The organism is Amycolatopsis sp. NPDC004368, from assembly GCF_053602515.1.
The window spans coordinates 129,612-142,311 of record NZ_JBSGDT010000014.1; the positions used below are offsets into that span (position 1 = coordinate 129,612).

General features: G+C 70.7%; 13 protein-coding genes. 7 read left to right on the forward strand and 6 right to left on the reverse strand.

What is annotated here, in order from left to right:
* Positions 1 to 97: 97 nt before the first annotated feature.
* The 3 genes from ACWEOE_RS21085 (at position 98) to ACWEOE_RS21095 (ending at position 2,213) form a co-directional block, all read left to right on the forward strand.
* Positions 98 to 538 (forward strand): MarR family winged helix-turn-helix transcriptional regulator, encoded by a 441-nt coding sequence (locus tag ACWEOE_RS21085; RefSeq protein ID WP_452011589.1) that lies wholly within the window; start codon positions 98 to 100, stop codon positions 536 to 538.
* Between the two features lie 81 nt (positions 539 to 619).
* Positions 620 to 1,609 carry a malate dehydrogenase gene (locus ACWEOE_RS21090; protein WP_452011592.1) on the forward strand — a complete coding sequence of 330 codons (990 nt, stop codon included), beginning with the start codon at positions 620 to 622 and terminating at the stop codon, positions 1,607 to 1,609.
* A 16-nt stretch (positions 1,610 to 1,625) separates the two neighbouring features.
* Positions 1,626 to 2,213 (forward strand): AAA family ATPase, encoded by a 588-nt coding sequence (locus tag ACWEOE_RS21095; protein ID WP_452011595.1) that lies wholly within the window; start codon positions 1,626 to 1,628, stop codon positions 2,211 to 2,213.
* Between the two features lie 71 nt (positions 2,214 to 2,284).
* On the opposite strand, the gene ACWEOE_RS21100 is transcribed toward ACWEOE_RS21095, so the two are convergent.
* On the reverse strand, positions 2,285 to 3,754 hold the full coding sequence (locus tag ACWEOE_RS21100) for an amidase (protein WP_452011597.1): 1,470 nt from the start codon (positions 3,752 to 3,754) through the stop codon (positions 2,285 to 2,287).
* 67 nt (positions 3,755 to 3,821) lie between these two features.
* Entirely contained in the window at positions 3,822 to 4,703 is an 882-nt protein-coding gene (locus ACWEOE_RS21105; protein ID WP_452011600.1) for an alpha/beta hydrolase, read from the reverse strand.
* Between the two features lie 79 nt (positions 4,704 to 4,782).
* On the opposite strand from ACWEOE_RS21105, the gene ACWEOE_RS21110 reads away from it, so the two are divergent.
* Positions 4,783 to 5,307 (forward strand): helix-turn-helix domain-containing protein, encoded by a 525-nt coding sequence (locus ACWEOE_RS21110; RefSeq protein WP_452011602.1) that lies wholly within the window; start codon positions 4,783 to 4,785, stop codon positions 5,305 to 5,307.
* A gap of 101 nt (positions 5,308 to 5,408) precedes the next feature.
* Here ACWEOE_RS21110 and ACWEOE_RS21115 read toward each other — a convergent pair whose 3' ends face one another.
* The 4 genes from ACWEOE_RS21115 to ACWEOE_RS21130 all read right to left on the reverse strand — a co-directional run bounded on the left by ACWEOE_RS21115 (position 5,409) and on the right by ACWEOE_RS21130 (position 10,224).
* A complete protein-coding gene (locus ACWEOE_RS21115; RefSeq protein WP_452011721.1) occupies positions 5,409 to 7,460 on the reverse strand; it encodes a M3 family metallopeptidase in 2,052 nt (683 codons plus the stop codon).
* 111 nt (positions 7,461 to 7,571) lie between these two features.
* Positions 7,572 to 8,276 carry a histidine phosphatase family protein gene (locus ACWEOE_RS21120; RefSeq protein WP_452011605.1) on the reverse strand — a complete coding sequence of 235 codons (705 nt, stop codon included), beginning with the start codon at positions 8,274 to 8,276 and terminating at the stop codon, positions 7,572 to 7,574.
* 62 nt (positions 8,277 to 8,338) lie between these two features.
* Complete coding sequence (locus ACWEOE_RS21125) at positions 8,339 to 9,181, reverse strand: undecaprenyl-diphosphate phosphatase (protein ID WP_452011607.1); 843 nt, start codon at positions 9,179 to 9,181, stop codon at positions 8,339 to 8,341.
* Complete coding sequence (locus ACWEOE_RS21130) at positions 9,181 to 10,224, reverse strand: LLM class F420-dependent oxidoreductase (protein WP_452011610.1); 1,044 nt, start codon at positions 10,222 to 10,224, stop codon at positions 9,181 to 9,183. Before ACWEOE_RS21130 ends, ACWEOE_RS21125 begins: the two co-directional genes overlap by 1 nt.
* Before the next feature lie 123 nt (positions 10,225 to 10,347).
* Here ACWEOE_RS21130 and ACWEOE_RS21135 point away from each other — a divergent pair, with 123 nt between their 5' ends.
* The 3 genes from ACWEOE_RS21135 to ACWEOE_RS21145 all read left to right on the forward strand — a co-directional run bounded on the left by ACWEOE_RS21135 (position 10,348) and on the right by ACWEOE_RS21145 (position 12,661).
* Positions 10,348 to 11,316 carry an aldo/keto reductase gene (locus tag ACWEOE_RS21135; protein ID WP_452011612.1) on the forward strand — a complete coding sequence of 323 codons (969 nt, stop codon included), beginning with the start codon at positions 10,348 to 10,350 and terminating at the stop codon, positions 11,314 to 11,316.
* A gap of 98 nt (positions 11,317 to 11,414) precedes the next feature.
* Complete coding sequence (locus tag ACWEOE_RS21140) at positions 11,415 to 12,440, forward strand: YncE family protein (RefSeq protein WP_452011615.1); 1,026 nt, start codon at positions 11,415 to 11,417, stop codon at positions 12,438 to 12,440.
* A complete protein-coding gene (locus ACWEOE_RS21145) occupies positions 12,437 to 12,661 on the forward strand; it encodes a DUF5703 family protein (RefSeq protein WP_285967049.1) in 225 nt (74 codons plus the stop codon). The genes ACWEOE_RS21140 and ACWEOE_RS21145 overlap by 4 nt, the downstream gene beginning before the upstream one ends.
* Positions 12,662 to 12,700: the final 39 nt, after the last annotated feature.

Consider the following 12,700-nt stretch of genomic DNA (forward strand, 5'->3'; position numbering starts at 1 on the left):
GAAGCAGCCGGAGCAGCTTTACCGGGAAAACGTTAGAACTCTAATCGTTAGATGTCAAACGCTTAGGTATCGATCGGTCTGCGGTAGGGTTTCCCCCGTGCCACGACCAGCAACCGCGCCCATCGGCGTCGTCCTCGCCCGCACCGCCAAAGCCGCGGGCCAGGCCTTCGACCAAGCCCTCACCGCCGTCGGCGGCTCCCAACCCGTCTGGCAGATCCTCATCGCCCTCAAAACCCACCACCACACCAGCCAACGCGAACTCGCCGACGCCGTCGGCATCCAAGGCGCCACCCTCACCCACCACCTCAACGGCATGGAAACCGCCGGCCTGCTCACCCGCACCCGCGACCCCGAAAACCGCCGAGTCCACCACGTCGAACTCACCGAACACGGCGAAACCACCTTCCACCGCCTCGCCGAAGCCGCCGTCGCCCACGACAACCGCATGCGCGCCGGCCTCACCGACCACGAAATCGCGACCCTGGCCACCCTGCTGGGACGCCTCGCCGCCAACGTCACGACACCCACCGGAGAGTGACTGGACGCACCCGAACGAACGCACGCGCGAGTACTAGAGTCGCCTTACTAGCCAAAGTCGTCTCAAGCTGGAGAACCCGCTATGACCCAAGCCCCTGTCAACGTCACCGTCACCGGTGCGGCCGGCCAGATCGGCTACGCGCTGCTCTTCCGCATCGCGTCCGGCCAGCTCCTCGGCCCGGACACCCCGGTGAAGCTGCGGCTCCTCGAGATCCCGCAGGCGGTCAAGGCGGCGGAGGGCACCGCGATGGAGCTCGACGACGGCGCGTTCCCGCAGCTCGCCGGCATCGACATCTTCGACGACCCCAAGCAGGCGTTCTCCGGCACCAACATCGCCCTGCTCGTCGGCGCCCGCCCCCGCACCAAGGGCATGGAACGCGGCGACCTGCTCGAAGCCAACGGCGGCATCTTCAAGCCCCAGGGCGAAGCCATCAACGCCGGCGCGGCCGACGACATCCGCGTCCTCGTGGTGGGCAACCCGGCCAACACCAACGCCCTCATCGCCAAGTCGCACGCCCCCGACGTGCCGGCCGAGCGCTTCACCGCGATGACCCGCCTCGACCACAACCGCGCCCTCGCGCAGCTGTCGAAGAAGCTCAACGTGCCCGTCACGGAGATCAAGCGCCTGGCCATCTGGGGCAACCACTCGGCCACGCAGTACCCGATGATCACCCACGGCACCGTTGGCGGGAAGAACCTCGCCGAGGCCGTCAACGACCAGAAGTGGGTCGAAGAGACCTTCATCCCCACTGTCGCCAAGCGCGGCGCGGCCATCATCGAGGCCCGTGGCCTCTCCTCCGCCGCCTCCGCCGCGTCCGCCGCCATCGACCACGTCCACACCTGGGTCAACGGCACCGCCGACGGCGACTGGACCTCCGCCGCGGTCGTCTCCGACGGCTCCTACGGTGTCCCCGAGGGCCTCATCTCGTCCTTCCCCGTCACCGCCAAGGACGGCAAGTACGAGATCGTCCAGGGCCTCGAGATCGACGACTTCTCCCGCGCCCGCATCGACGCCACCGTCGGCGAGCTCACCGAGGAGCGCGAAGCCGTGCAGAAGCTCGGCCTCATCTGAGCTTGAGCGACCCGGTTTGAGCGACAGTCCCGAGGGCCGCTCCGGATCCGTCCGGGGCGGCCCTCGCCTCATCCACCTCAACGGCGCGTCGGGCATCGGCAAGTCCACGCTCGCCCGCCTCTACGCCGACCGCCACCCCGGTGTGCTGAACCTCGACACCGACCACGTCGTGTCCCTGATCGGCGGCTGGCGCGACGACTTCTTCGGCACGCTGCCCGTCGCGCGCCGCCTGGCCGTCGCCATGGCGGAAACCCATCTGCGGTCGGGATTTTCCGTCGTGATGCCGCAACTGGCCACCCGCCTGCACGAGGTTTCGCGCTTCGAGACGGCCGCTGCCGCCGCTGGTGCTTCGTACGTTGAGATCGTGCTGACGGCTGCGCGCCCCCACGCTTTCGATCGGTACTCGTCCCGCTCCGGCGACGGCCCCACGCCGGAGATCGACGCCATCCTCACCCGCGCCGGTGGGCTGACGCTGATCGGCCGCGTGCACGACGACATCGCGGCCTACCTCCCACAGCGTCCGAAGTGCACAGTGGTCGACACCGAAACCCTTGACGTGGAACAAACATACGCGGCCGTGGTCGAGATTCTCTCCGTTCCTTAGCTTGTTTTGTGTCGAGTTGTAAGACCTGGTAGGCGGCTGATTTTTCAGATCCTCGCCCGCTGTATAGGGCGTTATACATTTTGAACTGACTGCTCCGGTGGCGCGAAGCCGCCGATCTTCTGCTCGAGCAGTTCCGCCAGGCGCAGTGGGGTGCGGTCTTTGTACATCGGGCCGATGAGCTGCACCCCCACCGGCAGGCCCTCCGGGGATCGGCCCGTGGGCACGGCGGTGGCGGGCAGGCCGGGCAGGGTGGCCAGGCCTGCCCAGACGAGCTGGTCGAAGTAGGGGTACTCCACCCCGTCGATGTCGATCCGGCGTGCCAGCGGGTCGGGGTTGTGGTCGTGCGGGAAGGCGGGGGTCGGCGTGATCGGGCACACGACCACATCGAACTCGGTGAACAGCTGCCGCCAGTTGTGGCGGTGCAGCTCGCGGCGGGCGGCAGCCTCGAGCCAGTCCGAGTGGCTGAGCACCATGCCACGCAGTCGCGCCGCGTCGAGGCTGCGGTCGTCCGGGCTCAGCCGGACGGCGCGGGCCTGTAGGTGCTCACGGGCGTCGACGGGGAAGCGCGCCACCGAGCCCGAGAACAGGAACTGCAGGTAGAGCGACGCGGCCTCGGCCAGGTCCGGCAGCAGCGGGGTGTGCCGCGCGACGCGGGCGCCGCCCTCGGCGAGCACGCCGGCCACGCGGTTCACGCCGGCCCGCACGGCCGCCCCGGTCGGGATCAGCGGGTGCTCGTCGAGGACCAGGACCCGGAAGTCGCCGAGCCGCTCATGGCGTGCGGGCGGCAGCGTCAGCCGGTGTGCCTTGCCGAGGGTCAGCGGGTCCGGTCCGGCCATCACGTCGAGCAGCAGCGCGAGATCGCGGGCGGACCTCGCCATCGGACCGACGACGGCGAGGTCGAGGTCGACCGGCAGGGCCGGACCCGGCGGCGCGACCATGCCGCGGGTCGCCGCCAGTCCGATCGTCGGCTTGTGCGCGTAGATGCCGCAGAAGTGCGCGGGGGTGCGCAGCGAACCGGCGAGGTCGGAACCGAGCGACAACGCGCCGAACCCCGACGCCAGGGCAGCCGCCGAGCCGCCGGACGACCCGCCCGGGGTGCGATCGTGATCCCACGGGTTGTTCGTGGTGCCGTGGATCTCGTTGAAGGTCTGGATGTCCTGCAACCCCAAGGGCACGGTGGTCTTGCCGAGCACCACCGCACCCGCGGTCTTGAGCCGCGACACCTGCACCGCGTCCTCGGCCGGCTCGAAGTCCCGGTACTGCGGCATGCCCCAGCTCGTCGGCAGTCCGGCGATGTCGTAGCACTCCTTGACCGTCACCGGGACACCGAGCAGCGGCCGGTTCTCGCCGCGCGCCAGCGCCTCGTCCGCGGTGCGCGCGGCGGCCCGCGCACGGTCGAAGTCGGGTACGCACACCGCGTTGATGACCTTGTCGTCGCGTTCGATCCGGGTGATCGCCTCGTCGGTCAATGCCGCCGACGTCACCTCACCGGCTCGCAGTGCTGCCACGAGCCGTTCGGCCGTCTGAAAGCTCCAGTCCATGAATCAGACCATAGGAGCCCTTGGCACAGGCCATAAAATGCGATTTCGCACAAGGGGTCGATCGTCCTCAGAGGACCGAGCGGATGGCTGCCACCACGGCGTCCTCGTGGTCCAGGTGCATCGTCTGGTGGGCCGCTCCCTCCAGCACGCGGTGCTCACCCCTCGGAACCGCGGCGGCGATGGAAGCGTGCAGTGCCTTGATCCCCGCCAGCATCTCCCCCATCAGCTCCGGCGACGCGAACTGCGCCCAGTACGGGTTGGCCCCCAGCGCGCTCAACACGACGAGCGGCACGTCCGGCAGCGCTCCCCCGGCGCGAACCTGGTCGTACACCTCGGTTTCGAAGTTCTGCGTCTCCAGCACGGCCGTGCGCCACGCCGTGAGGTGCTTGTCCACCAGGGCCTCGCGGACACCGTCGGGCCAGGCGCCGTAGAGCGCCAGCAGAGCCTCGCGTGAGGCGGCCAGCTGTTCGGTCGTCGGTTCGGGCAGTGCGGCGGGGTCGGGCTTGAGGCTCTCGTTCAGCTCGGCCGCTTCCTTCGGCAGGAAGTCGAGGATGTCCTCGTGGCCGGGGTCGAGGAACACCAGTCCGGCCACCGCATCGGGGAACCGCTGCGCGTACCGGCGGGCGTAGAGCGCGCCGAGCGAGTGCCCGGCCAGCACGACGGGTCCGGGAACCTCCGCGGCCGCCAGCAGGGCGTGCAGCTCGTCGGTCACCTGGTCCGGCGTCCGCGGCAGTGCGGTGTCCTCACTCCAGCCCGTGCCGGCGCGGTCATACACCACGCTCGTGGTGAACTCGGCGACCCGCTGGTGGACGTTGAGGAAGTCGTACGCCATCAGGCCCGCACCGGGCAGGAACACCACCGCCGGTCCGCCTGTCCCGCAGCGGTGCAGCAAGAGGCGGTGTCCCGCCGCGTCGTAGTGCTCGCCCAGTGGTGCCTCGTCGAGTTTCATGCCGAACTCCTGTCCTCGGGCCCCCAGAGGCCACCTTTCTCAATATTGCGAACGGTAGCAGATGTGCGAACATAACGGCGTGGACGATCTCGAACTCCTGGTGCACCCGGTGCGGCTGCGCGTGGTGCACGCCCTCTCCGGCGGGCAGCCCCTGACCACCTCCGAGCTGGCCGAACGCATCCACGACGTGTCGAAAGCGACCGTCTACCGGCACGTGAGCCTGCTCGCCGAGGCCGGGATACTGGAAGTGGCGGAGGAACAGCGCGTGCGCGGTGCCGTCGAGCGCAGCTACCGGCTGCGGCGCGACCGCGCGGTGGTCGACGCCGACGCGGCGGCCTCGGCGACGCTCGAGGACCACCGGCGCGTGTTCGCGACCGCGATGACGACGTTGATCGCCGAGTTCACCGCGTACCTGGGACGCACCGGAGCGGATCCCGTCGAGGATCTGGTGGGCTACCGCCAGCATTCGGTGTGGCTGAGCCACGACGAGCTCGCCGACCTGATCACTGACCTGCGTGAAGCGCTGCTCCCCCGCTTGCGCAACGAGCCGGCACCCGGGCGGCGCCAGCACCTCATCAGCCCGATTTTGTTTCCGTTGGAGTGACAAGCCAGGAATCATGCCCGGCTGTATAGGTCGTTATACACTCCACAAGCGACAAAAAGTGGGGCCGACCCCGAGAACCCGGGCGGCCCCACCTCGCGAGATCACGCTCCGGCGAGGCCCCGGCGTTCCAGCAGCGGCTCGATCTCCGGCTCACGGCCGCGGAAGTTCGCGAACGCCTCCATCGGGTCCACGCTCCCCCCGCGGCCCAGCAGCGTCGAGCGGAAGTGGTCGCCGTTGTCGCGCTTGAGGCCGCCGTTCTCGCGGAACCACTGCACGGTGTCGGCGTCGAGGACCTCGCTCCAGATGTAGGAGTAGTAGCCCGCGCTGTAGCCGCCGCCGAAGATGTGGTTGAAGTACGTCGTGCGGTAGCGCGGCGGCACGCTTTCCAGTGCCACACCGGACTTCTCCAGTGCGTCGGCCTCGAAGCGCTGCACGTCGTCGACGCGGTCGTCCACGCCCAGGCGGTGCCACGCGAGGTCGAGCAGCGAGGCGGCGAGGTACTCGGTCGTCTTGAAGCCCTCGCCGTACTGCTGCGCGGCTTCCAGCTTGGCGACCTGCTCGGTCGGCAGCGGTTCGCCGGTCACGTGGTGCTTGGCGTAGTTCGCCAGCACCTCGGGCCACAGCATCCACATCTCGTTGACCTGCGACGGGTACTCCACGAAGTCGCGCGGCACGCTCGGGCCGGAGAACGTCGGGTACTCGACCCCCGAGAGCAGCCCGTGCAGCGCGTGGCCGAACTCGTGGAACACCGTGGTGACCTCGTCGAGCGTGAGCAGGGTCGGCTCCCCCGCCGGCGGCTTCGCGACGTTGAGCACGTTGACCACCACGGACTTGCGGTCCAGCAGGTCCGACTGCTCCACGAACTCGTTCATCCACGCGCCACCGCGCTTCGAGTCACGGGTGTAGTAGTCCACGAGGAACAAGCCCAGGCCGCGGCCGTCGGCGTCGAAGACCTCGAAGGTCCGGACCTCCGGGTGGTACTTCGGCAGGTCGTCGCGCTCGGTGAACGTGAGGCCGTACAGGTTGTTCGCGGCGAAGAACACGCCGTCGGTGAGCACGCGGTTCAGCTCGAAGTACGGACGCAGCGCGGCGGTGTCCACCTCGTAGCGCTCACGGCGCACCTTCTCGGCGTAGAACGCCCAGTCCCACGGCTGGAGCGTCGCACCGGGCACGTCGGCTTCGAGGTGCTGCTGCAGCTCGGCGGCTTCCGTGCGGGCGTTGGCCACCGCGACCGGCGCCAGCCGCTCCAGCAGGCCCGACGCCGCCTCGGCGGTCTTGGCCGTCTGGTCGGCGATCACGTACGACGCGTGGTCCGGGTAGCCCAGCAGCGCGGCCCGTTCGGCCCGCAGCCGGACGATCTCGGCGACCGCGGCGTTGTTGTCGTACTCGTTGCCGCGGTTGCCGCGCGAGACCGACGCGGTGAAGATCCGCTCACGCACCCCGCGATTCGTCAGCGACTCCAGGGCCGCCTGCGCGGTCGGCAGCGTGAGGTTCAGGACGTACTTGCCCTCTTCCCCACGGGCCGTGGCCGCCTCCGCGGCGGTCGCGATGGCGCCCTCGTCGAGCCCGGCCAGGTCGGCGGCGTCGTCGAGGACCACGGCGAGCTCGTTGGTGTCGCGCAGCAGGTTCTGCTGGAACTTCGTCTGCAGGGTCGAGAGCTGCTCGTTGAGCTTGCGCAGCTTCTCCTGGTCGGCCTCGGGCAGGCCGGCACCGGCCCGGCTGAAGTCCGTGTGACGGCGCTCCAACAGGCGCAGCGACTGGGGATCGAGGCCGAGGTCGGCGCGGCGCTCGTACAGCGAGTCGATCCGCGCGAACAGCTCCGGGTTCAGGTGGATCGCGTCGGAGTGCGCGGCCAGCTTCGGGGCCAGCTCGGCCTGGATCTCCTGGATCTCGTCGGTCGAGTCGGAGCCGGAGATGTTGAAGAACGTGCCGCCGGCCCGCCCCAGCAACTCCCCCGCCCGCTCGAGCGCGACGATCGTGTTCTCGAACGTCGGCTCCGCCGGGTTCGACGCGATCTCGCGGATCTCGGCGGTGTGGGCCGCCAGGCCCTCTTCGAACGCGGGCCGGTAGTGCCCGACCTCGACGCGGTCGAACGGCGGCAGGGCGTAGGGCAGCTCACTCGGGGTGGCGAACGGGTTGTCCGGCGAAATCATCGGGTTCTGCTCCTGGTTCTTCACGTGCTGTTCCCGCGTTTGATTCCGCCCACCCTACGGGTTTCGCCGTCGCGGTCGAGCGCCTTTCGGACTGCCGCGCGTCGGATCGGCTCAGCGGCCGGTGCTGCCGCCGACCACCGCGTCGCTGTCGCTCGCCTTGCGGCCCCTCTTCTTCTTCGGCGGCGGGGGCACGATGCCCTGGAGATCGCCGCCGTTCTCGTTCACGCGCAGCACGAACGGCCGCGTCTCGGTGTACCGGACCACCGACACGGACGCCGGGTCGACCACGATCCGCTGGAACGCGTCGAGGTGCTGGCCCAGCGCGTCGGCGAGCACGGCCTTGATCACGTCGCCGTGGCTGCACGCGACCCACACGGCGTGGTCACCGTGCTCGGCGGTGATGCGCGCGTCGTGGGCGCGGATCGCGGCCACCGCCCGCGCCTGCATCGCGGCCAGCCCCTCCCCGCCCGGGAACACCGCGGCGGACGGGTGGGCCTGCACCACCCGCCACAACGGCTCCTTGACCAGCGTCTTCAGCTCCCGGCCGGTCCAGTCGCCGTAGTCCACTTCGGACAGGCGCGGCTCCACGGTCTTGTCCAGCCCGAGCGCGGTGGCCAGCGGCGTCACCGTCTGCTTGCACCGCAGCATCGGCGAGACCACCAGCTCGGCAACCGGCACCCCGGCCAGCCGCTCCACCAGCTTCTCGGCCTGCGATCGGCCGGTGTCGTCCAGACCGACCTTCGGCGTGCGCCCCGCCAGGACGCCGGACCCGTTCGCGGTGGACTTCCCGTGCCGCAGCAAGATGACCGTACTCACGACGTAACCCTAACCGTTGATCTCGCGGGCCAGGTCCCTGCGGGTCCCGCGTCGACACAACCTCAGCTGCTGACCGGACCGGCGTTCGGGTCCAGCACGCCGCCGAAGATCAAGCCGAACAGCAGGGCACCGAGCACGATCCGGTAGATCACGAACGGCACGAAGCTCTTGCGCTTGATGTAGGACATCAGCCACGCGATCACCGCGTAACCGACGCCGAAGGCCACCAGCGTGGCCAGGATCGTCGGCCCCCACTGCGCGGTCTCGCCGTTCTCGCCGATGTCCGTGAGCTTGTAGAGACCCGAGCCGAACACGGCGGGCAGCGCCAGCAGGAAGGAGTACTCCGCGGCGTCCGCGCGGGTGTAGCCCATGAACAGGCCCGCGCTGGTGGTGCCGCCCGAGCGCGAGACACCGGGGATCAGCGCCAGGGCCTGGGCGAAGCCGAACCCGAGGCCGTGGGGCACGTTCAGGTCGTCGAGTGTGCGCCGCTGCCGGCCCACGCGGTCGGCGATGAGCAGGATCACGCCGAAGACGATCAAGGTCGTCGCGGTGATCCGCAGGTCGCGGAAGGTCTCGTCGATCTGGTCCTGCAGCAGCAGGCCGAGCACGACGATCGGGATCGAGCCGACGATGATCAGCCAGCCCAGCCGCGCGTCGGGGTCGTGGCGCCAGCTGCGGCGGTAGAGCGAGAAGAACCAGGCCTGCAGGATGCGGCCGATCTTCTTGCCGAAGTAGAGGATCACCGCGAGCTCGGTGCCGATCTGCGTCACGGCCGTGAACGCCGCGCCCGGGTCGTCCCAGCCGACGAGCGCGGCCACGATCCGCAGGTGCGCGCTGGAGGAGATGGGCAGGAACTCCGTGAGCCCCTGCACCAGCCCCAGCACCAGTGCTTCGAACCACCCCATCAGGCCACTCCCGCCAGCTCGATCGCTTCCACGGCGGTCCGCAGAGCCGCCTCGAATCCCGTGGGCTCCCCGTACGGAGTCACGGACAACGTCGTCACGCCCGCCTTCGCGAACTCCGTCATGCGTTCGGCGATCCGCTCCCGCGGGCCGAGCAGTGAAGTCGCGTCGAGGAACGGCAGCGGTACGGCCGCCTGCGCCCCCGCGTAGTCGCGGGCGAGGTACTTCTCCTGTACCTCGGCCGCCTCCGCCTCGAACCCCATGCGCGCGGCCAGGCGGTTGTAGAAGTTCTGCTTCCGGCTGCCCATCCCGCCCAGGTACAGCGCTGCGTGGGCACGCACGGCGTCGGCGCACTCGCGCCAGTCGGGCCCGACCACGAGCGGCACGCTCGGGGCGATGTCGAAGCCCGCCAGCGAACGCCCGGCGGCTTCGGCGCCCGCACGGAGGTGGGCCAGCTGCTCACCGGCGTGCTCGGGCGAGAAGAACACCGGCAGCCAGCCGTCGGCGATCTCACCCGTGAGCTCGAGGTTCTTCGGGCCGATCGCTGCGAGGTACACCGGCACCTGCTTGCGCTCGGGCCGGAAGCTCAGGCCCAGGGCCAAGCCGGGGCCGTCGGGCAGCGGCAGCTCGAAGTGCTCGCCGCTGAACCGCACCCGGCGCCGCGACTGCACGGCTCGCACGATCTCCACGTACTCGCGGGTGCGGCCCACCGGGTCGGCGAACCGCACGCCGTGCCAGCCCTCCGACACCTGCGGGCCCGACACGCCCAGCCCGAGGCGGAACCGCCCGCCCGACAGCGTGTCGAGCGTGGCCGCCGTCATGCCCGTCATCGCCGGCGTCCGAGCCGGGATCTGCAGCACGGCGCTGCCCACGTCGATCCGCTCGGTCCGCGCGGCGATCCAGGTGAGCATCGTCACGGCGTCGGAGCCGTAGGCCTCGGCGGCCCACACCACCGAGTACCCGAGTTCGTCCGCTCTCCCGGCCAGCACCAGGTTCGCGGAGTTGTCCCCGGTGCCCCAGTAACCGAGGTTGAGTCCCATTCGCACGGCCGGAAACGTACCGATGCCGCGCCGCGCGCCGTGCCGTGGGTGCACCGAGCGGGTGGCGGGCCGCGACACGGCGTCACCTTGGTCAAGTGCGGAGCGGGCCGACGGCTAGGCTCGGCGGTCGTGGAAAAGCGACAGCTCGGCCGGTCGGGACTGCGGGTCTCGCGCCTGGCGCTCGGCACGATGACGTGGGGCGGCGACACCGACGCCGAGGAGGCGGCCAGCCAGCTCGTCGCGTTCGTCGACGCCGGCGGCACGCTGGTGGACACCGCGGACATCTACGCCGAGGGCGAGGCCGAGCGGGTGCTCGGCAGCCTGCTGGGCGATCTCGTGCCCCGCGACGACGTGGTGGTGGCCACGAAGGCCGTCGCGCGGCGCACCGACGGGCCCTTCGGCGGCGGGGCCTCCCGGGGCGCGCTGCTGAGCGCGCTCGACGGCTCGCTGCGCCGGCTGGGCACCGACCACATCGACCTCTGGCAGCTGCACGCGTGGGACGCGGGCGTGCCGATCGAGGAGACCCTCGCGGCACTGGAGTACGCGGTGACCAGCGGGAAGGTTCGCTACGTCGGCGTCTCGAACTACGCGGGCTGGCAGCTCGCCACGGCCGCGTCGCGCGCGAGCACGGTGGCCCCGATCGTGTCGTGCCAGTACGAGTACTCGCTGCTCGAACGCGGGGCCGACCGCGAGGCCGTGCCCGCCGCGCTGCACCACGGCATCGGGGTGCTGCCCTGGGCGCCGCTCGGCCGGGGCGTGCTCACGGGCAAGTACCGCACCGGCACGCCGGCCGACTCACGTGGCGCGTCGAGCGAGTTCGCCGGGTACGTCGAGCACCACCGCACCGACCGCGCGGCCCGGATCGTGCAGGCCGTGGCCACCGCGGCCGACGGGCTGGGCACCTCGCCGCTGGTCGTCGCGCTGGCCTGGGTGCGCGACCGCCCGGGCGTAGCGGCGCCGGTCGTCGGCGCCCGCGACACCGGCCAGCTCACCGGTTCGCTGGCGTCGGAGGACCTCACGCTCCCGCCCGCGATCCGCAGTGCGCTCGACGACGTGAGCTGCGTCGACGTGGGCTATCCCGAGCGGGGCCCGAAATGAGACGCAGGTGTCTGTTGGATGACGCACACGTGACGGCACGGGAATCCTGGGGGATGCTGGTGAGGACACCTCGCCGAGGGACAGCTGGAGGCTTCAAGGTGCGTCGGCCCACCGCCGTGGCGCGGATCGCGATCCCGCTGGTCGGTGCCCTCGCGCTCTCGGCGTGCTCGACGTCGGGTTCGGGCGGCCAGGACAACACCGACTCGCTGCAGGTCGTGGCGAACCCGGTGGCCGCGAAGCCCGCGCCCTCCCCCGCCGTCGCGGTCAAACCCGCCGGTCAGGTCCTCGCCACGCCCGCCGTGTCGGCCATGGCGACCGACGAGAAGACCCACACCCTCGCGGTCGCGGTCACGCAGCCGCCGTCGGTGCTGATCTACGACCTCGACGCACTGGGCACCCCGAAGGCCACCGTGCCCCTGCCCGGGCCCGCCGAGTCGCTCACGGCGTCGAACGGCCAGGCGATCGCGAGCATCCCCGGCAAGGGCCAGCTGGCGAAGATCGCGCTGCCCGCCGGCACCCTCACCACCCAGCCCGTGGCGGGCCAGCCCACGGCCGGGGTGACCGACGGCGCCGACACGATCGTGTCCGTCCGCGACCGCAAGGCCGTGGAGGTCCTGGCCGGCCGCGCGGTCACCAAGACCATCACCGGTCAGCTCTACAGCGCCGACGACGTGGTGGACACCGGCCAGGGCGTGGTCGTGCTCGACCGCCTGCGCACCGCGGTGTTCAGCGTCGACGTGAACGCCGGCACGATGGGCGAGGGCCTGCGCGCCGGCGACGGCGCCGCCAACGCCACCAGCGACAGCTACGGCCGCGTGCTGGTCACCGACGCCCGCGCGGGCGCGCTGCTCGCGTTCTCCGTCGGTCCGCTCATCCTGCGGCAGCGCTACCCGGTGCCGGGCGGCATCTACGGCATCGCCTACGACCACCAGCGCAACCTGGCCTGGGTCACCTTGACCGGGCAGAACCAAGTGGTGGGCTTCGACGTCCGCGGCGGCGAGCCCACGGAGAAGTACCGATTCCCGACCGTGCGCCAGCCGAACTCGGTGAGCGTCGACGACCGGAGCGGCCGCGTGCTCGTGGGCTCGGCCGCAGGAGAAGGGACCCAGGTGATCCAGCCATGACGACGGTCGACGAGGCGGTGGTCGAAGGCGATTGGGAGTACCGCCGCCTGCGCCTGCCCCCGGGTGTGTCCCGGCGCGCGGCGGCGATCCAGCTCTCGATCCACGCCGAGTTCGCCGGCTGGGAGCTGCGCACGGTGCGGCTCTACGCCGACGGCACCCGGCGGGTCTGGCTGCGGCGCAAGCGCACCGCGGCCGATCGGCTGCCCGGGCTCGCCACCTGAGCGAGCCCGGCTCAACGGGCACAGGGCTCAACAGGAACA

Bases quoted from the DNA above. Each gene is read 5' to 3' on its own strand.
- ACWEOE_RS21115 (WP_452011721.1), bottom strand. From the start codon at position 7,460: ATGATTTCGCCGGACAACCCGTTCGCCACCCCGAGTGAGCTGCCCTAC.
- ACWEOE_RS21090 (WP_452011592.1), top strand. From the start codon at position 620: ATGACCCAAGCCCCTGTCAACGTCACCGTCACCGGTGCGGCCGGCCAG.
- ACWEOE_RS21125 (WP_452011607.1), bottom strand. From the start codon at position 9,181: ATGGGGTGGTTCGAAGCACTGGTGCTGGGGCTGGTGCAGGGGCTCACG.
- ACWEOE_RS21105 (WP_452011600.1), bottom strand. From the start codon at position 4,703: ATGAAACTCGACGAGGCACCACTGGGCGAGCACTACGACGCGGCGGGA.
- ACWEOE_RS21145 (WP_285967049.1), top strand. From the start codon at position 12,437: ATGACGACGGTCGACGAGGCGGTGGTCGAAGGCGATTGGGAGTACCGC.
- ACWEOE_RS21100 (WP_452011597.1), bottom strand. From the start codon at position 3,754: ATGGACTGGAGCTTTCAGACGGCCGAACGGCTCGTGGCAGCACTGCGA.